Origin of the sequence: Tissierella sp. (genome assembly GCF_032104385.1) — a bacterium.
Lineage (GTDB): Bacteria > Bacillota > Clostridia > Tissierellales > Tissierellaceae > Tissierella.
The window spans coordinates 24,345-43,245 of sequence record NZ_DAMCHJ010000002.1 but is presented as its reverse complement, the minus strand read 5'-3'; the positions used below and the strand labels follow the sequence as shown (position 1 = coordinate 43,245).

At 30.6% G+C, this 18,901-nt stretch carries 20 protein-coding genes and 2 pseudogenes; 21 read left to right on the top strand and 1 reads right to left on the bottom strand.

Annotation, left to right across the window (positions count from 1 at the left end; translation table 11 throughout):
• Window positions 1-133 precede the first annotated feature (133 nt).
• The 16 genes and pseudogenes from erm to RT714_RS02150 all read left to right on the top strand — a co-directional run bounded on the left by erm (window position 134) and on the right by RT714_RS02150 (window position 11,930).
• Window positions 134-1,015 (top strand): annotated as a pseudogene (gene erm, locus RT714_RS02220) (23S ribosomal RNA methyltransferase Erm).
• 313 nt (window positions 1,016-1,328) lie between these two features.
• A pseudogene (gene istA, locus RT714_RS02215) lies at window positions 1,329-2,531 on the top strand (IS21 family transposase).
• Between the two features lie 11 nt (window positions 2,532-2,542).
• Window positions 2,543-3,319, top strand: a complete 777-nt coding sequence (gene istB / locus RT714_RS02210; RefSeq protein ID WP_313755981.1) for an IS21-like element helper ATPase IstB — start codon at window positions 2,543-2,545, stop codon at window positions 3,317-3,319.
• Complete coding sequence (locus RT714_RS15900; protein ID WP_399325847.1) at window positions 3,306-3,566, top strand: recombinase family protein; 261 nt, start codon at window positions 3,306-3,308, stop codon at window positions 3,564-3,566. The genes istB and RT714_RS15900 overlap by 14 nt, the downstream gene beginning before the upstream one ends.
• Window positions 3,545-4,360: a recombinase zinc beta ribbon domain-containing protein gene (locus tag RT714_RS02205; protein ID WP_313756275.1), complete on the top strand. Its 816-nt coding sequence runs from the start codon at window positions 3,545-3,547 to the stop codon at window positions 4,358-4,360. Before RT714_RS15900 ends, RT714_RS02205 begins: the two co-directional genes overlap by 22 nt.
• Before the next feature lie 146 nt (window positions 4,361-4,506).
• Window positions 4,507-4,746 (top strand): hypothetical protein, encoded by a 240-nt coding sequence (locus RT714_RS02200; RefSeq protein WP_313755980.1) that lies wholly within the window; start codon window positions 4,507-4,509, stop codon window positions 4,744-4,746.
• Between the two features lie 259 nt (window positions 4,747-5,005).
• Entirely contained in the window at window positions 5,006-5,245 is a 240-nt protein-coding gene (locus RT714_RS02195; protein WP_313755979.1) for a single-stranded DNA-binding protein, read from the top strand.
• Window positions 5,246-5,370: 125 nt separating this feature from the next.
• On the top strand, window positions 5,371-6,201 hold the full coding sequence (locus RT714_RS02190) for a GIY-YIG nuclease family protein (RefSeq protein WP_313755978.1): 831 nt from the start codon (window positions 5,371-5,373) through the stop codon (window positions 6,199-6,201).
• An 18-nt stretch (window positions 6,202-6,219) separates the two neighbouring features.
• A complete protein-coding gene (locus RT714_RS02185) occupies window positions 6,220-6,528 on the top strand; it encodes a DUF6508 domain-containing protein (protein ID WP_313755977.1) in 309 nt (102 codons plus the stop codon).
• 115 nt (window positions 6,529-6,643) lie between these two features.
• Window positions 6,644-7,567 carry a hypothetical protein gene (locus tag RT714_RS02180; protein WP_313755976.1) on the top strand — a complete coding sequence of 308 codons (924 nt, stop codon included), beginning with the start codon at window positions 6,644-6,646 and terminating at the stop codon, window positions 7,565-7,567.
• The gene (locus RT714_RS02175) at window positions 7,564-8,628 is read left to right on the top strand and encodes a hypothetical protein (protein WP_313755975.1); all 1,065 of its coding nucleotides are present in this window, start codon (window positions 7,564-7,566) and stop codon (window positions 8,626-8,628) included. The genes RT714_RS02180 and RT714_RS02175 overlap by 4 nt, the downstream gene beginning before the upstream one ends.
• Window position 8,629: 1 nt before the next feature.
• Window positions 8,630-8,995 carry a hypothetical protein gene (locus RT714_RS02170; RefSeq protein ID WP_313755974.1) on the top strand — a complete coding sequence of 122 codons (366 nt, stop codon included), beginning with the start codon at window positions 8,630-8,632 and terminating at the stop codon, window positions 8,993-8,995.
• Window positions 8,996-9,083: 88 nt separating this feature from the next.
• Window positions 9,084-9,959 carry a toll/interleukin-1 receptor domain-containing protein gene (locus RT714_RS02165; RefSeq protein ID WP_313755973.1) on the top strand — a complete coding sequence of 292 codons (876 nt, stop codon included), beginning with the start codon at window positions 9,084-9,086 and terminating at the stop codon, window positions 9,957-9,959.
• A gap of 703 nt (window positions 9,960-10,662) precedes the next feature.
• Window positions 10,663-10,806 (top strand): hypothetical protein, encoded by a 144-nt coding sequence (locus tag RT714_RS02160; protein ID WP_313755972.1) that lies wholly within the window; start codon window positions 10,663-10,665, stop codon window positions 10,804-10,806.
• 32 nt (window positions 10,807-10,838) lie between these two features.
• Window positions 10,839-11,258 carry a recombinase family protein gene (locus RT714_RS02155; RefSeq protein WP_313755971.1) on the top strand — a complete coding sequence of 140 codons (420 nt, stop codon included), beginning with the start codon at window positions 10,839-10,841 and terminating at the stop codon, window positions 11,256-11,258.
• 9 nt (window positions 11,259-11,267) lie between these two features.
• Window positions 11,268-11,930 (top strand): recombinase family protein, encoded by a 663-nt coding sequence (locus RT714_RS02150; protein ID WP_313755970.1) that lies wholly within the window; start codon window positions 11,268-11,270, stop codon window positions 11,928-11,930.
• Window positions 11,931-11,942: 12 nt separating this feature from the next.
• On the opposite strand, the gene RT714_RS02145 is transcribed toward RT714_RS02150, so the two are convergent.
• The gene (locus RT714_RS02145; protein ID WP_313755969.1) at window positions 11,943-12,098 is read right to left on the bottom strand and encodes a hypothetical protein; all 156 of its coding nucleotides are present in this window, start codon (window positions 12,096-12,098) and stop codon (window positions 11,943-11,945) included.
• Window positions 12,099-12,491: 393 nt separating this feature from the next.
• Here RT714_RS02145 and RT714_RS02140 point away from each other — a divergent pair, with 393 nt between their 5' ends.
• From RT714_RS02140 to RT714_RS02120, 5 genes are all read left to right on the top strand, one after another.
• Window positions 12,492-13,334 carry a hypothetical protein gene (locus tag RT714_RS02140; protein ID WP_313755968.1) on the top strand — a complete coding sequence of 281 codons (843 nt, stop codon included), beginning with the start codon at window positions 12,492-12,494 and terminating at the stop codon, window positions 13,332-13,334.
• A gap of 166 nt (window positions 13,335-13,500) precedes the next feature.
• Entirely contained in the window at window positions 13,501-14,121 is a 621-nt protein-coding gene (locus RT714_RS02135) for a hypothetical protein (RefSeq protein ID WP_313755967.1), read from the top strand.
• Between the two features lie 93 nt (window positions 14,122-14,214).
• Window positions 14,215-14,508, top strand: a complete 294-nt coding sequence (locus RT714_RS02130) for a hypothetical protein (RefSeq protein WP_313755966.1) — start codon at window positions 14,215-14,217, stop codon at window positions 14,506-14,508.
• On the top strand, window positions 14,505-15,593 hold the full coding sequence (locus RT714_RS02125; protein ID WP_313755965.1) for an FRG domain-containing protein: 1,089 nt from the start codon (window positions 14,505-14,507) through the stop codon (window positions 15,591-15,593). The genes RT714_RS02130 and RT714_RS02125 overlap by 4 nt, the downstream gene beginning before the upstream one ends.
• 523 nt (window positions 15,594-16,116) lie before the next feature.
• A complete protein-coding gene (locus RT714_RS02120) occupies window positions 16,117-18,693 on the top strand; it encodes an AAA domain-containing protein (protein ID WP_313755964.1) in 2,577 nt (858 codons plus the stop codon).
• Window positions 18,694-18,901 lie beyond the last annotated feature (208 nt).

Sequence of the window (18,901 nt, the reverse complement as noted above, 5' to 3'; positions counted from 1 at the left end):
ACAAAAAAATATTGTTAAATTTAGGAAGCTATAGATGGATAGTTTATTCATTTATAGTTTTTTTGTTTTTGCCATCATGGATTATTCAATATACATGAATCCACATAAAAAATAACTTTAAGGAGTGGATTTAATGTTTAATAAAAATAATCAGATTAAATTAAAGAATACACAAAATTTTTTACAGAGCAAAAAATTAGTGAGTGAATTAATAGAAGAAAGTAACATATGCGAGGATGATATTGTAATAGAGATTGGGGGAGGTAAAGGTATTATTACAGAACAATTGGTAAAGAGGTGTAAAAGGTTATATGTTATAGAATATGATTATGATTTATATAAAAAATTGAAGAATAAATTCTATAATGTAAAAAATATTGAAATAATCTATGGAGATTTCTTAGAATTCAAATTACCAGTGGAATATAAATATAAGTTTTTTTCTAGTATTCCTTATAATATTACTGCAGCTATTTTGTCAAAATTAGCATCTAATGCCAATCCCCCTGAAGAAATATATATTGTACTTCAGAAGGAGGAAGCAGAAAAGTATGCTGGCAAGCCCTAAAATAGAGAAAGTATGCAATCTTTACTTCTTAAACCATATTTTAATTTTGAAATTATAAGGGATCTTAAAAGAACTGATTTCAATCCAGTTCCTAGTGTTGATAGTGTATTTATGTGCATTAAAAAAAGAGAGAATATACTAGTAAAAAAAGATAGGAAAGACTTATACTCAGATTTTATTGCATATATCTTCAGTAATATAGGAAAAGATATGAAAACCAGATGCAAATACATTTTTTCTTATAAACAGATAAAGAGACTATCTAACGATATTGGATTTAAAATGACAGATAGTCCAACCTGTCTAAGTCAAGATCAATGGTTAAAGGTGTTCCAATATTTTATAATAGGGGTGTCGGATGAAAAGAAAAAATTAATCAATAACGCATATTTAAATCTTATAAAAGAACAAAATAAAATAGATAAATTATATCGAAGCAGAAAATAGGCTTTACGATAAGTTTCTATTATAAAATCTGTAGATATTAGGAGGCTAAGTTTTAAGGTCAGCTTAAATGACCAAATAGACTTAGCTTCTTTTTTTATGCCTAAATACAGAAAGAGAGGGTTGAGAACAATGTAAAAATTATTTATGTATGATACATCACTTTTAAAATTGGATATTATGTCCTATTTGTAAAAAAAATTCGAATTAGGATACACGAAGATGTAAATGATAAAATAAAAATGTACAAGTAATGGAAAATAAGAATGTACAAAAGTGTACACAATTGCTATCCTAATCTTAGGGAGGGATGGCAATGGAATGTAGCTTAAGAGCACAACTAGGAATCATAAAAGTTATGGATCTAAAACCTAATTTTTCTGATTTAGCAAGACAATATGGCTTTGATAGAAGAACAGTAAAGAAATATTATGCAGGCTATGAGGGGAAACCTAAAACTAGAAATAAAACAAGTAAGTTGGATAAATACAAGGATGAAATAATTGAAAAACTTCAGATTAAAGGAATTAAAGTAAAGGCAATTTATGAGTATTTTGTGGACAAGGGTTATGATATTGGAGGTTATTCCAACTTTAATAAATATATTAAAAACAATGATTTGAAACCTGCGGCTAAGTCTAAAGGACATCCAAGATTTGAGACATTACCTGGTAAACAAGCTCAGGTTGATTGGAAGGAGGATGTAAGGCTAATATCAAAGTATAATGAAGAATTTACCTTTAATGTTTTTAGTTACAAGCTAGGTAATTCAAGATATTGCCATTTTGAGTACAACAAGCATAGAACACAGCAAGATGTATTTGATTCTTTAATTAAGGCTTTTAAAGAGACGGGAGGTGTACCTAAGGAGATACTATTTGATAATATGAGAACTGTTGTAGATATAGTTGATAACAGAAGAAAGATTAATACTAAAATGCAGGCTTTTGCAAATGACTTTGGTTTTAAAATTTCTCTATGTAAACCAAGGAAATCCTATACTAAAGGAAAAGTAGAGGCTGCTAACAAATTTGTAGAATGAATACTAGCTTACAATTATGATTTTGAAGATGAAGATGATTTAATCTCTAAAATTAAAAATATTAATAAGAAAGTAAATCAATATGAATGTCAGGCCATAGGTGTACCACCATTACTACTATTTCAAAAAGAAAAAGAGTATCTTCAACCCCTACCAAAGAATCAGATAATAGAAACATATATGGATCACGAGCTGAGAACCAGTGTCCATAAAGATTCATTGGTAAATTACAAGGGGAGAAAATACTCAGTTCCACCAAAGTACATCGGCAAAGATGTACTCCTAAAGCAAATTGATAATCAATTGTACATTTATTGTAACATAGAATTAATTAGAATACACCAATTAAGTAATAAAAAGTTTAATTATGAGCCTGAAGATTACAAGGCACTAATGGCACAATCTATTAAAGATAATAATGACTTAGATAATATAGTTTTAGAAAACTTAAATATCCTAGACAACTTTCTAAAATGAGAGGTGATCAATTGAATAATTATGTAAAGTTATTAAATAATCTAGAGAATTTAGAATTAAAAAATATGAAATCTAATATAGACCAATATATAGAAATGGTAAATTCAAATGATAAAAGCGTTGTAGATGCCTTGTATGAGCTTAGTGAATTAGAGATTAAGGCAAAGAAAGAAAGGGCAATGAATGCTTGTGTAAAGGTTGCTAGTTTCCCTTTTTTAAAAACACTAGATGACTTTGATTTTGACTTTCAACCTACAGTAAATAAGCAACAGATAATGGATTTATCTAGTTTAAGATTTATAGAAAATAATGAAAATATCCTTTTTGTAGGTACGCCAGGTGTAGGAAAAACACACTTGGCTACTGCAATAGGAATAGAATGTGCTAGAAATAGATACTCAACATACTTTATCTCTTTCCATGAATTAATAACCCAACTTAAAAAAGCACTCTTAGAAAATAGGCTTGAAACCAGACTTAAGCATTTTGCCAAGTATAAGGTACTAATAATTGATGAAATAGGATATTTACCAATAGACTTAGATGCTTCAAATCTCTTCTTTCAATTAATAGCTAAGAGATATGAAAGACACTGTACAATAATAACCACAAACTCTAATTTTTCAAAATGGCCAGATATATTTGGTTCACCAACCATAGCTAATGCAATATTAGACAGACTACTTCATCACAGCCATATTATATCCATTAAAGGTCCGTCTTACAGAATTCAATCTAAGATTCAGTATTTAGATAATAATTCGATGAAGGACTCTGAAATGCCTTAGGCCACTTTTTGTACATAATTATTTTCCACTTTTTGATCATTCTTATATTGACATTTACACCAGAGCCTTAGAAACAGATAAAATTAAAACAGTTACAGGAAAAGACACATGGCATCCTGGGGTAATAGAAAAGATGCTGTCTAATGAAAAGTATATGGGAGATGCCTTACTGCAAAAGACCTATACTGTGGATTTTCTGACGAAGAAACGAGTAAAAATGAGGGAATTGTACCTCAGTACTATATAGAAGATAACCATGAGGCAATTGTACCAAAGGAAATATTTTATAAAGTACAAGAAGAGAAAACTAGACGGGCAAATCTAAATAAGGCAGCAGTTACAAGAAAGGCAAATAAGCTAAAGAAAGAAAAGAGTAAATATAGCTCCAAATATGCCCTGACAGAAATATTAGTATGTGCTGAATGTGGACATCCATATAGGAGACAAGTCTGGTCAAAATATGGACAGAAAAGTGCAGTGTGGAGATGTGAAAATAGATTAAAAAACGGTGCAAAGGCAAGCTGTAAGAACTCTCCTACCCTTAAAGAAGAACCACTGCATAATGCAATAATGATGGCAATTAATAATGTAGTAGAAAATAAGAGGAAGTTTATAGGGGCATTCAGAGAAAATGTCATAAGAGTAATCGGTGACTATTCTACAAAAGGAATTTCTACCGACTTTGATGAAAAGATAGAATCCTTTCAAAAAGAGATGTTATCCTTAATCGAAGAAAACGCAAAACAAGGAGCTGTAGCAGAAGATTTTGATGATGAATACAAGAGGATATCTGAAGAGATAAATGAGCTTAAAAAGGCAAAATTAAGGCTTGTACAGGAAAAGAAAGAGGTAGAGAACTATGGAGAACAGCTAAATGAAATGGAGAATACATTAAAGACTGTAAGACCAGATGTAAGAGAGTTTGATGAGGATTTGGTAAGAAGATTAATTCAGACAATCAAGGTAAATAAGGGTGAGAAACTGGAGATACAGTTTGAATCAGGGATAGTGATGGATCAGGTGGTAGACTATTATGACTAGGAATATAGGAGCAGTAACAAGGAAGTAGGGGTTACTGCTCGAATAATCTCAAAGAACTGTTAAAGAATTGATATTTTTAATCACTTTGAATTTGTAAATAAATTAATCATGTAATTAAATTATAGGATCTAAGAAAGGATGAAATCATGGAAAAGAATAATAATAAAGAAAACAGGACTTTAAAAGCTGCGATGTATATAAGAGTTGGCAGCATAGAGCAATTAAATCTTGAGGCAGAGAAGAGACATTTTAACCTAAAGGTGGAAAGTTTGCAGAAAGGAGAAGAATCTGATGCAATCAGCAGTTGTGAAAAAGAAAGGGAAATAGTTAGAGATACGGATTTATTATGGATAACCATGAATCAGATAGTGGATTATTATGAATAGGAATATAAGGGGCAGTAGCAAGAATAGAATGTAGTTTACTGCTCTGATAGTAATAATCTGTTAAGACTAAAATCCTTAGATGATGCTGAGGATTTTATTGTTGGCAGATAGTGATGGAGGCTTAGATTATAATTCCGTAAATCAGAAGGTGTCAAAATTTAGAATATTATACACAATTATCTTGTAAAAAAGATCTCTTAGAGATACAATTATTATAACAATGTTGTTTATATGATTGTTCTCATTGGGAGGAATAGAAGTGCTAAATGCAAATGAGTTGTTAGAGATAGCAAAAGATGAGACAAAAAACCTGATTTCTGGAGAAGTTTTCTTACTTCGTGATTTATTCAAAGGTTATGAATGGAATAGAATATCAAGGAGCAATCGTTTATTGCTTGGTACCTTATTCCTCAATTATATTAAGTCAACGGATATAGGGATTACTCCGATTGAAAAGACATCATCAGGACAGCAAAGATATAGGAAGGAAAATTATTAGCTTAAAATTTTGATAAATATTTATGGCAACTTGGGAAAGAAAAATTCCCTAGAAGATATTGAATAGTTATTAGAAATAGGGCGCAATTGATATTAAAACAAGAGATAATGTAAAAGAGGTGGATTATGGAAAAGATATATTTAAATAGCTTGCTTCATTTTAATCAAGCCGATTATGGAAATATTAAAATAAAATTTAACCAATCAAACGGTTATGAAGATCCTATGGAATTATATCAAAGTAATCCAGATATTGTTAATAACCAGTGGCTGTTTTGGAGAAGTAAGCAACGCTATTTTTATGTAGGACAAATAGCTATATGTTTTTTAAAATTATCATATGATACATGGCTGCTTACCACAATTAAAAAGGTTACCAAAGAACTAAATATTTATGATGGTATTAATTACGAAGGTGAGGAATTAGAAGAGTATAAATCCTACTTTGGACGAGTTGTTATTAAGTACCGTAAGACTTTTCAGCAACAAGGAAGGTATTATGGTGAAATATGTGATGACTTAGAAGTACAACAAATACTCCCGACTATATTTGATGGAGATGATTTTCCTGGATATGATAAGGTTAGGCTTTCCTATAGACAGCTAGAATCTGTTTTAAATCGTGGTAAGAGAGATTGGATTGCAGCTCTTGAGAATCAAAAAGCAGTATATTTAATTACCGATAAAGAGAATGGAAAGATGTATGTAGGTTCTGCAACAAGTGATTATGGAATGTTACTTCAAAGATGGAGAAGTTATGTAGTCAATGGCCACGGCGGGAATAAAGAATTGGTTGAGCTAGTTAGTGAAAAAGGATATGAGTACATAAAAGCTAATTTTCAATATTCTATCCTTGAGAACTATAACGCAAAGGTTGATGATCGTATTATCTTAGAAAGAGAGTCATGGTGGAAGGAAACTTTGCAGACAAGAAGGTATGGATATAACAGCAATTAAACCAATGGAGGAAGTACAATGACTAATATAGAAAAGAAGGAAAAACTTCAAAGCCTGTTGGCAAAGAATACAGGAAGAGAAGAATTTTATTATACATGTTTGGAAGAAATAGATGATCTTAAAACAAATTACAATGACTATATGACAACAGGTCCAATAGATGTGGAAACAGAGTTAGAACGTTTATCAAGTGCAGATTATGATTTATGTGCAGCGTTTCTAACTATGCTTTTAAGAGAAGACTATTTTAGCAATGGAGCATTTGAAAGAAGATATCGCAATGGTCAAGTCACCGCTATTGTGGAACGTATGATAGAATTATTGTAAAAAAATGAGCCAGCATGTAACGGAGTAAGTTGATAAAAGATAAGAATAGTATTGGGATCAAACCCCTAGTATAATTTTATATAATGATTGAATATACAAGAAGGGAAAGTACATATTGAAGAAAGATGTGTTTAGTAAAAAAATATTAATAATTACAAGCTCAATTGATTGTACAGTAGATTACATTATAAATAAGTATAGAGATTCTGCAGAATTCTACCGATTTGATATTGACATGTTTTCGGAATATGAAATTGTTATTGGAGGAAACAGACAATGGGTTATACGTTGTGATAAATGGGAACTCGAAAAAAAGGATTTATATAGTATCTATTATAGGAAACCAAGAATTCCAAAGCTTGATGAGTATGAATATGATTATCGTAGTATGATAGCAAAAGACATCATATCATTAGTTAATGGTATTGTTGATGACTTTGAAGGTAAGGTACTTACGAAACCTTATATACTTAGAAAAACTGAGAATAAAGTATTTCAATTATTGTATGCAGAAAAAAATGGTTTGTTAATTCCAAAATCATTTATAGGCAATAGTAATGAAAAGGCTTTGAAGTTTTTTGAAGAAAAATCGATTATTAAACCACTTACTACTGGAAAGTTGGTAAGACATAAGGGGATAGAAATATATCAGACAAATTACTTTACTGAGTTTGATGATAATATTGCTTTAACCCCAATTTATCTACAGGAATATGAAAATAAAAAATATGAAGTAAGGTTAACGTATATTGATGGTTCGTTCTTTACTGTTAGAATTGATTCAGAGGATAAGCTTGATTGGAGAAAAGATTATAGTGGTTTGAAATATTCGATTATTGAATGTCCAAAGGCCATAGCCAATCTTTGTGTAAGATTACTGAAAAGTTTTGAGCTAGCTTATGGCGCATTTGATTTTATAGTAAACGAAAATGATGAATGGATTTTTCTAGAGGTAAATCCTAATGGCCAGTGGCAATGGTTAGAACAGAAACTAGAATTACCAATTTCAGAAAAAATAGTTGAATATTTAGTCAAGTGAAGAAGAGGGTGATTATTATAAATATTATTTTCCTAAATATTGCTTTATGGGTTTGGTCTCATTTTCCACTATTATGTTTAAGTGATGATGATAATTTTGCTACTCTAGAATATAAAAACTTAAAATCAAAAAATGCTAAATTAAGAATTAGTTTATTGAACATTATGCTTGGAGATTATATTCTGTATATAGTCACTTTTGATATAAAGAAGAGAAAACTAGAGTTAATTCATATTCTATGTTTGGAGAATATTGATGGGATATTGCTGACGGATGAAAAGATAGATGGCATACAAGATAGATATAGAGTTCATATACAGGATTTATCGGAAAGTGAGTTAGAGATAGAGAAAGAGGCATTATATTATCGTATACAGAATGAAGAACAACGCATAAATACTAGTATTGATAAACTGAATATATACGCTACAATAATATTAACGGTATTGCCTTTAGTTTTAGCGATATTAGATCTAAAGAAAGTTTTAACATTATCATTTCCACTATTAGTAGGTGTAATTTTAATTATTTATTCCCTATTTAATATTTGCATATATCTTTTTAGAACGATAAAGGTTCGGGGCATTATGAAGAGTAGCTTTAGTGATTTACGTTCTAGCAAAGAAAAGGATAAAGAGATAATTTTGCAATACCAATATGACTGGCAACAATTAAAATACAAAGCACAGCTATTTGTTAGTTTTGTTCTAAATTTACAGGAATGGGTAGTATTAATTTTGATTTTATCTTTATTTGTTTCTTTTGGAATTTCATTTGAGTATATTAATAATGAAATTCCAGTGGATACTGCAGAATATAATTTGGTTACCACTGTAAATAAAGATAAAATAGATGAACCATATAGTGTTAGTGCGATTGAATGGGGAAAGCTAATTTTAAATATTGAACAGAAACAACTTGGACAAGTTATTTTTATATTAAGCGATGATGAAGACATATCTTTTATTGATAAATTAGAGAAGTATAGTGAATTGGATATTAGAATTGTGAGAGATAAAACAATAGAAAAAGGTCAGATAAAAATAATAGAGGGGGAATAACATGATTAAACATATTTTGAGTAAATATTCAGAGAAGGATATAGATATTAGAAAAAAAGCTGTTAAAGACACACCAGGAAAGACTACATACGAAACAAGTACAATTGAAATAAGTGATCCAGATGAATTCTTTGATATGGGGAGTACCTTAGAGACTAGAACCAAAGAAAATTCAGATCCAGACGAATTTGTATTGGGACCAACAATACTTACAGAGAATGTTGAGGTTTCTGATCCAGACGAATTTGAGGCTGCTGGACCTACTAAGAGTACTTTTACAAAAGAAGATAGTGATCCAGATGAATTTTCGGTTGATGATGCAGGGATATGTTCTAATGGAGATTTCGATGAATTTTTATTAATTTAAAATAAGGGCAAATAAAGTAAGATAAGGTTGAATGCATTTTGTAAGTACTGAGAAGATAAAAAAATGAGCACAAGTAACGGAGGTAGAAATGTCAATTGAACAGTATCAGAGAAGTGTAAATTCTCTGGATAAAGATTTAGAAACATTAGAAAAAAAGAAAGCAGATATCGATAAGAAATGTTCAGATTTACAATCAAAGATTACTTTAGCAAAAAAGAGTATAACATCCAGAACTTCTGCCTCCATGATATCAAGTAAGATGAGACAGATTAATGAATGGCAGTCGGACTATTCAAAAAAATCATCTGAAAGTGCTAATCTTGGGAAAAAGATTTCGGATAAGCGTCAAAAACGCAATGATGCTTACCTGAAACTTCAAAAGGCACAGCAAAATGAACAGAAAAAGCAGGATAAAGAGATGAAGCGTATAAAGATGTCCTACGAAGGTAGAATCAATGAGTTGAGTAGGCAAGCAATACCACAGATGATTGTTCAGGCGTCTCCTACTCTAATAACTTCTAATAATCCTGAGGAATATGAAGTATTTGTTTCCCATGCATGGGAAGATAAGGAATCTTTTGCAGACGAATTTGTTCAGGAGCTACGTGACTTAGGTGTGAAAGTCTGGTATGATACAAGTCAAATTAAGTGGGGAGATTCCATGAGAGTTAAAATTGATGACGGCTTAAAAAAATCAAAATTTGGTGTTGTAGTTTTGTCTCCTGACTATATAAGAGAAGGAAAATACTGGACAAAAACTGAGTTGGACGGCTTGTTCCAATTAGAAAGCGGTAATGGTAAAACATTACTTCCGGTTTGGAACAACTTGACCAAGAAGGATGTTATGGCTTATAGCCCCATTATTGCGAGCAAATTAGCAATGACTACAGCAAGTATGACTCCTCAAGAAATTGCAAAAGAATTAGTTACGCTGTTACCTGTAAGTGAACAAGAAGAAGCATGAGGATTTATGCTAATAATAAGATTTTCGGCTCCTTGTATTCGAAGAATTTTATGCAGCATATCATTTAGAAAGTATATAGTAATATTGTAAACAATGAGTGTTATGCAGTAGTATGTATCCTAGACTAAGATAATACTTTAAATTGTAATGAACAAAGCCTTCAAATAAATGATTTGAGGGTTTTGTTGCTTACAATTTAGATTGGAGAGTATTAAATATATTAACAAGAATCATGTGTTAATATATCAAGAAGATTCTTCTCTAGATGTAGCAATAAATATATTGAGAAATCCTTAAAAGTGGTAGAAGGGTAGAATTTTAGAAATATACCGTTCCACCAAAGGGATAATATCTCCCTACGACATCTTTATTGTACTCTCAAGGCATACAGAAGTTATAGTTCTGTTGCATCGATAAGGAGATAAAATGGGAAAAGATATTGAAAAATAGTATCCAATGCAAATACTGTGGTGATATTATTGAATCTAAAACAGTATATGATTTTGTAACCTGTTCTTGTGGCAGGTGTAGTGTGGATGGAGACAAAGAATATTTACGTCGGTTAGCAGAAGAAGATAGTTATATAGAACTATCAATAATTGAAAATGAGTAAAGGGTAAAATTTTAGGGGCGTAAGAGCTATTGAGCTTTTACGTCTTTTTGTTGATTAATTTAAGGATTAGAATATAAGGAGGATTTATTTATGAAAAAGATTACGATTATTCCTGCCAAAAACTCTTTGGAGAGTAACGATAAATTAAAGGTAGCGGCATATTGTAGAGTGAGTACAGAGCGTGAAAGCCAGCAAGGCAGTATCACCTTCAAATCAGACATTATACAAAGTTAATTCAAAATAATCCAGAATGGGATTTTGCTGGTGTGTTTTATGACTATGAAAGTGGACTTAGAAAAGACAAACGTAATGGTTTAGATGCAATGTTGAAGAAAGCGTATAAAGGGGAAATTGATTATATTATTACTAAGTCCATCAGTAGATTATCTCGAAATGTATTAGACATATTAGTAATTATACGAGGATTAAAAGAGAGAGGCATAAATATTTATTTTGAAAATGAGAACTTAAATTCGATTGATACTAAAAAAGAGATTGATATAGCATTTAATGGAGCTTTAGCACAGGAAGAAAGTCGGAATTTAAGTGAAAATATTCAGTGGGGATATCAACGTAAATTTGAAAGAGGAGATAACCTTGCTGGTAAAAGTCCGATGGAATATAGATGTGAAAATGACAAATGGATAATTATACCAGAAGAGGCTGATATCATAAAGAAAATCTAACAGATATATTTGGAAGGAGGCACCTTGCAGCAAATTAAAGAGTATTTGGAAGAAAAGAAGATTAAAACAGCTACAGGAAAAGAAATATGGACTACAGCAGTTATTCAAAAGATACTCAAAAATGAGAAGTATAAGGGTGATTCTATGTTACAAAAGACCTATACGGAAGATTTCATAACAGGCAGAAAAAGTAAGAACGTTGGGCAAAGAGGTCGCTACTATGTATCGAATAGTCATCCAGCCATTATTTCTGCTGAAGTATTTGATAGAGTTCAGGAAGAATTGAATAGACGGGCAAGATTAATCTATAAAGAAGATGGTACTGTAGAACCAAGTACCAGAAAGTATAATGGTAAATATCTTTTAGGAAACTTACTTATGTGTGGTAATTGTGGAGCATCTTATCGGAAACGAACGGAAAGGGGTAAGGTGGTATGGAGATGTGCAACGAGGATCGAAAAAGGGAAAGAGTTATGTGCCGATTCTCCTACATTGAATGAAGAATGGATTAAGAAGACTTTGGATGAAACTGTTTGCGGAAATGATAGTTATGATGAAGAAATAGTTAGAAATAGAATTGAAAATATTTCGATTTTTAATGAGTACTTAGAGATATGCAGTAAAAATAAGGATAAAATCAGTATTCCATTTACAGAATTTTGTTTTAGGTAAAGGTGATAAAACTTATGGTGCAGAATATCCTTGGGAAGCTTTTATATGAAATTTGGCTTTGTATGATTTAGCTACTACTGCAAAAAAATAAAAATTACAAAGGTTCATTTTACAGATGGAACAACATGGAGTAGATAGCTTAAATATTAATTTGACTAGTGATTCCATCTCAATCCCCCTGTGTGTTAGACTAGTGAGTAATAGGAATATCTGAGTAAGCAGTTCATTTGCAAGTAGCTTTAATGATTTGGTAAAAATGAGAGCAGTTTTATAAAAAAGTGGAAGAATACAGATGAGGATGAGTTAAGGATGTATAAAGCTAGGGAGTTTATTTAGGTTATTAAATAGAGGATAGTTGTAAGTTTTCTAGATCCAACGGATGTTAAGTGCATAATTGAATAACAATAGCACTAAGGTTAGAGACAGTTGTAATCCTAACTGACTTTTTTATTGTTTTAAAGGTGGAAAATATAGGATATGTGATATAATTATCTTAAATATTAGTATTACTTTGGGATAAATTAAAGACTTAATTTTTGCTGAGGAGGTTTTGTTACTTATATGGTAGATTATAATGATAGTATATTAAAACAAAACTGTGAATATTTAATGAAGCTTATAGAGAAGGGAAATAATGATAACAGATTAATCGAAGAGGAGTGGAGAGAACTTCAAACGAGGGCTATAAAAAAACAGAAAAAAGAATATTTTGCTAGAATCAAAGAGGAATCAGAAAGACATAGAACTGAAACACTAGATAGATTTAGGAAAGAAGCTGAAGAAAGTAGTAATGAACTTAAAAAACAATTACTTGAGCGTATGGAAAGATTCTATAACTTAATGTACAATTTGGGGTGGGCACCTCATCTTGAAATGAATGTTGCAGAAGCGAGAAAGATTGTAGAAGCATCTGCTACTTGTGGAGAAGATGAATTAGAAGTAATGATTAATGATTACTATACAAAAAAGTATAATATAGAAGCGATAGATTATTTCTTAAATAATTGGGAAAAAAGCAAGACTCTTAAAAAACGAATCCCAATATTAAAACAAGCAATTAATGCACATAAAAAAGGAGATTATTTTCTATCAACTTGCATTTTCATCTCTCAACTAGAAGGAGTCATAGCAGATTCAGAAAATCATATTGGGAATATGGGGGGAACCAAAATAAGAGGATATTTAGAAAAGAGAGTTACTGAGACTGAAACATACAGTTTTGGATATGCATACAAGAACTTCTTTAATGAAAGATTATATTGTAGTTTTGAGCATGGTAAAAGCATGCAATCACCTATAGGTAGGCATGCGATACTACATGGGGCAGATACAGAATATGGAACGGAAGTTAATTCCTTAAAGGTTATCTTAATATTTGATAATTTATTTTATTATTTTGCATGAAATATTTTAATTAATCACCTTAATAGGGGTGTAAAGGGGATCTGCCTTTATTAAAAACCCTATATTTTTGCATATTAATATCAGACTTTTGTCCCAACACATGTGGAGACAGTTTGTTGGTTAGATTGGTAATAGATACAAAATTCAAATCTGTAGGAGTGATATTATGTTACAAGCACTTAAATATAAAGATATTTTAGCTGATATCGAAAAAAGTGATATATTGAATGATACTATAGGTATTTTATTAGCACGACCTAAGTCTGATGCTGGTAGAAGCATTATTGACAGCCTTCCATATTATCATCACCGCTCTGGTAAAAATATCAATTTCTATTTGCCTGGATATGGAGCTTACTGGCATAATGCATATCCTGATGAAAAACATATTGTAACTATTGAGGGTACCATGTGGTCATTTAGCCATTCAATGTATGTCAAGTTTATTGAGGATTTAGAGAAGGAGTCCAAGTGGAAGTATTCAGGTGAGAGTGAGCTTATACTATTGGATTATCACAACAAGACGCTTAACTATTCTAAAATACTTGTATTTCATTTGGATGCGATGTTACAGGATAAAACAATATCTTCTGTTAACAGCTTTTTTGAAAAATTATTTAGATGTTTTGCACAGAATTTAACTATAGAACAATTTAGTAATAGAATGGGTTCTAAAACTTTAGGGCAAGTTACCTTGTCCACTATTTTAGAAAAATTACCGCTAAATTTAGGAACCTTGCTTGTAAAAGCAAAACATTACGCAATAATAGATGAAAGCAAGAGTTGAGTAAGTATTTATAAGATGATTGTGAATTTGGAATATAAATTATACAATTTTCAAGTTCCGAAGAACTAAGATTATAAATTCAAGGAGGAAACCATGAAAAATATAGGACACCTTACAGGTAAAGAATTTGAAGAAATCAAAATGTTAACTGATAAAGCTGTAAGTGCCAACAATAAAAAATCAGCTGAGTCTTTTATAAACCGCTTAGATTTTATGCAAAGAACTCTGGATATAGAACCCTATAAGAGGAATGTGATTACTGAACTTGTATCCTATGTGATTGCTGCATCAGGGCAAGTAAGGGGTAAAGAACATTGGATGGATGCAGTAAATCAAAGTCTCTTCAAGTTAGAATCTTTTGCTGATGATATGGGGGATATGAAATGAGATTCTCAAAAAAAGAGTTGAAAGGTCTGTCAATTCCAAAAGAGATAGTCGTTAGGAATTTAGCAGAGTATATAAACTTGTTTTCAAATAATGAATTTGAAAGCTACATATTTCGTGGAGAGCCAGCGAATTATAATGATACAATTTCGTCTGGGCTTAGAAATAGGGAGTATCCCTTTATTAAAATGAAGAATGAGTTAAGACGAGAGATCTTCCATAGGCTTACGCCTGATGAACGCAATAATTTTTTGGCTTTTGCTCAACATCACGGAATACCGACGAACCTTATTGATTTTACAAGGTCACCTTTAGTTGCATTATTTTTTGCGTGTCAACCATCTCGTAGTTCAGATGAATGTTCTGGACAAGAAAGAGGATTTGTATATCTTCTGAAAGATGAATTGATTGACATTACAGACTTGATTTCACGCAATGAGGACAAGAATTTCCTTGATCTTTTTATACGAAATGAAGATGATATTATTTTGGATTTATATAAGCGACTTGATGATTTCTACAAACAACATCCTGAAAAATTCTACTATTATTTCAAGCGGTTAGCTGATGATTGGCAGTATTACTTTATTGATATGCAGCCGCATACATTTAAAGAATCTGATTTTCCCTTATATGACAATGGAAAATATAAAAATAAGTTACACTATGAATATGTAAAAGACAGTAGAGAACTGATTACTGAAATAAAGCGTCGATATGATTCAATAGAATTGGTTGTACTAGAATACACATTAAAACTGCAGTCATTCTTAAAACAAACCCTGAATTTCGAAGCAACAGTTTGGTGGATTAACTGTATTCCCAATTTTTTATATACGCCAATATTGTCATTTGAAAGAGGACGAAATCAGCAAGGTTTATTTGTCTATCAGGCATATCTTTCTTTTGATGAAAGAACATATAATACGCATATCCTTTCCCAACAGAGGGTGTGGCCTGATGTTGTAATCGTTATTGAGAATAAGGAAAATGTATTGCATGAGTTAGACTTTATGGGTATTAATGAAAAATTTATATATGGTGATTATGATAGTATTGCAAGGTATATAAGGAAAAAGTATTCTTGATAAGAAGAATGGATCTAGCCAATTGTTGGCCATCATATCCGTTCTTGTAATTGACAATTACTCTAAAAGAACATTGATGATTCATGATTGTACCAACAGCATTTATAAAAATATATAATAAAATTGCAACAAATAAAGCCTTCAGGGACTTGCACAGCTTTGAAAGTTTTATTGTTCACAACTTACTTGATTGTAAAGCAAAAACAAAGTCTAACTTGACCAAGGCAATGAATTAGGAGATTCACTCTGTTATCAAAGAGATATTAGCTTCTCAGGGCATCTTTTTTGTCACCTTAAAGCATGTGTAATGTTGCGTGCTACTTTGTAGATAAAACAATAAAAGAAACAGTTATGAAGAATAAGATTTATAATATCGGAAGATTGATTCTAAAGGTGTTAGCCAAATCTTAAGGATAATTCGTTTTAGATTATTATCTAAATAACGATTCTTTTTAAGAGAAATATGATAGAGATAAGTATTTTGTGGTGAAGATATAAATAGTAGAAATGAGAGAGATTTAATATGGTTATAGAAGAAATTTTTATTGATGGAATTAATAAGACAAAAGAAATAGCAGATTATGAGGTTAGAGAGGATGAATTTTTAATAAGATATAAAGGCAGTGATACCATCTATCCATTTAGTAAAGAAAAAAATAGAGTTGTTATTAAAAAGAAATCTATTGGACCTTTTATGGAATTTGCTAAAATTGCCGATAGTATCAAGGTTGTCGATGATTTTTCAGCACTTAGTAAATACTATGAGAATGTTACTATAGAGGAGAATTCACTATTACATAAGTACTTAAATGGTACTCCCTTTGAAACGTTTAGTGATGAAAATCCTTTAGTTTTTCCATTTAGATTTAATAAGAGCCAACTGAATGCAACAAGAAAAGTTTTCAAAAATGAATTAATTATTATTCAAGGCCCTCCTGGAACAGGTAAAACACAAACCATACTAAATATTATTGCCAATATTCTGGTTAGAGGTGAGAATGTTGCGATTGTATCTAATAATAATGCAGCAGTAGATAATGTAAAAGATAAACTTATAAAAGATGGATATGATTTTGTTTTTGCTTTATTAGGGAGTAAAAAGAATCAAGAGGATTTTTTTAAAAATCAAGTTCAAGAATCATCAGATTTCCATGACAAAGAACTTGACGAAGAAAATCTAGAAAAACTTAAAAGTGAGTTAATAAAGTCTAGCAATCAATTAGTACAATTGATGGAAAAAGATAGGCAAAAGAGAATAATTATTGAGCAATTGAACGCATTAAGGTTAGAGAAAAAGTATTATAATAATGCACACGAGATAAAAGATTTGGATAACAGACATATTAGTTTTATTACTTTGGGTTATGAAAAGGTAATTAATTTTTTGGTCGATCATCAAATTATGATAACAGAAAATGAAAAGTTGACCCTTAAAAATAAGTTTAAACTTTTAGTAAAGTATGGTATATATAGGTTTAAGTATCTTCAAGAAAAGGATTATGAGGTCATTACACGTTTCCAACAGATTTATTATGATTTAAAGATTAAAGAACTAGAAGACAAGTTGGCTGAATGTCAAAAAACACTGCAAACTCAAAGATTTGACAAACTAGCTGATAAACACTGTCAATTATCGCAAGAAATATTTAATCACTATTTAAGTAAAAGATTCAAGAAAAAGGAGAAATATACAATAAATTCGTATAAAAAGAATTTTGATTCTTTTATCAAAGATTATCCAGTGATTCTAAGCACTGCATATTCAGTGACATACTCGGTATCAAAGGACTTTATGTTTGATTGTGTTATCATTGATGAAGCTTCCACATTAGATCTTGTTAAAGCAGTGTTACCATTATCCTGTGCTAAAAAAATTGTTATTGTAGGAGATCAAAAGCAATTACCACATATACCGGAAAAATTTGAAATAAGCTTTGAAAATGAGGCATATGATTATAAAACTAAAAATATAATGGATTCTCTTGATTGCTTATATGGTGATACTATAGAAAGAACTTTGCTTCAAGAACACTATAGATGCCATCCTGATATAATTAGATTTTGTAATATGAAATATTATGACGGAAATCTAATTGTTTACAGCAATTGTTCGAATGGTAATGCAGTAAATGTTGTGAAAACTGCTTCAGGAAATCATATGCGTGAAATCACTAGAGGAAAGAAAGGAATTTTTAACCAAAGAGAATTAGAAGAGTTAAATTATTTAATTAAAAATGAAAGTGAGTACAGGGTTGAACTCTATTCTGAGAATTTAAATGATATTGGATTACTTTCGCCCTATAGATTACAAATAGAATATTCAAAAGTGATAAATTCGGAAGAAATTGAGAAGGATACAATTCATAAGTATCAAGGAAGAGAAAAGCCGGTCATAGTTTTTTCGACAGTACTTGATGAATCAACAAGATCAAAATGTAAGATGTCATTTGTAAATGATCCACAAATGGTTAATGTAGCTGTATCACGTGCAGAAAATCAGTTGATTTTAATTACTAATACGGATGCATTTTATAAAAATGGAAATGATATCGGTGATTTAATAAAGTACATAGAATATCATGATGAGAAGAATATTGAAGAGGGAAGAGTAATTTCTGTATTTGATTTACTATATAGGGATTATTCTGAAAGGTTATTGGCAAGAAAGGAGGCAATGAACAATGTTAAAAAGAATATAAGATTTGATAGTGAGAAGATTATATATTCAGTTATATCAGAATTACTTAGGAAAGAAATTTTTAATTGTTACTCATTTGCTTATGAGGTTAAGCTTTCAGATATCTTTTTAAATCAGGATATATGTACAGAAATCGAAAAGAAATTCATAAAACAATCAAGAAGCAGTGTGGATTTTATTATATTTAACAAATTTAATGCTAATCCTGTTCTTGCTATTGAAGTAGATGGTACTGAATTTCATTTAAATAATCCAGAACAGCTAGAAAGAGATAAAAAGAAGGACGGCATATTTAAAAAATATAGTATACCTATATTACGATTAGCAACCCATACAGCGATTATTGAAGATATGATAGAACTTGAGTTATCCAAAATAACAGAGAATAACAAAAGTATTTAATAAGACTAAGAGTACTTTCTTTATGATAGGCAGTTTAATGTAACTTTCCTAAAAATAGTAATTAACTTTTTACCTTTAAGTTGAAGTAAGTTAGTGGTATTTACTGATGAGATAATAAGCTGTTTAATTTTTAATACTATAGCGTTTGAAACATTCGTCAAGGACCAGATAGGTTCGCATGACATCTTTATTGTCACCTCAAGACATC

Excerpts from the sequence above, each read along its gene's own strand:
- RT714_RS02200 (WP_313755980.1), top strand. The coding sequence starts at position 4,507 with ATGGAAAAGAATAATAATAAAGAAAACAGGACTTTAAAAGCTGCGATG.
- RT714_RS02185 (WP_313755977.1), top strand. The coding sequence starts at position 6,220 with ATGACTAATATAGAAAAGAAGGAAAAACTTCAAAGCCTGTTGGCAAAG.
- RT714_RS02125 (WP_313755965.1), top strand. The coding sequence starts at position 14,505 with ATGAGATTCTCAAAAAAAGAGTTGAAAGGTCTGTCAATTCCAAAAGAG.
- RT714_RS02120 (WP_313755964.1), top strand. The coding sequence starts at position 16,117 with ATGGTTATAGAAGAAATTTTTATTGATGGAATTAATAAGACAAAAGAA.
- RT714_RS02160 (WP_313755972.1), top strand. The coding sequence starts at position 10,663 with ATGAAAAAGATTACGATTATTCCTGCCAAAAACTCTTTGGAGAGTAAC.
- RT714_RS02170 (WP_313755974.1), top strand. The coding sequence starts at position 8,630 with ATGATTAAACATATTTTGAGTAAATATTCAGAGAAGGATATAGATATT.
- RT714_RS02145 (WP_313755969.1), bottom strand. The coding sequence starts at position 12,098 with ATGGAATCACTAGTCAAATTAATATTTAAGCTATCTACTCCATGTTGT.
- RT714_RS02130 (WP_313755966.1), top strand. The coding sequence starts at position 14,215 with ATGAAAAATATAGGACACCTTACAGGTAAAGAATTTGAAGAAATCAAA.
- RT714_RS02135 (WP_313755967.1), top strand. The coding sequence starts at position 13,501 with ATGTTACAAGCACTTAAATATAAAGATATTTTAGCTGATATCGAAAAA.
- RT714_RS02165 (WP_313755973.1), top strand. The coding sequence starts at position 9,084 with ATGTCAATTGAACAGTATCAGAGAAGTGTAAATTCTCTGGATAAAGAT.
- RT714_RS02140 (WP_313755968.1), top strand. The coding sequence starts at position 12,492 with ATGGTAGATTATAATGATAGTATATTAAAACAAAACTGTGAATATTTA.
- RT714_RS02190 (WP_313755978.1), top strand. The coding sequence starts at position 5,371 with ATGGAAAAGATATATTTAAATAGCTTGCTTCATTTTAATCAAGCCGAT.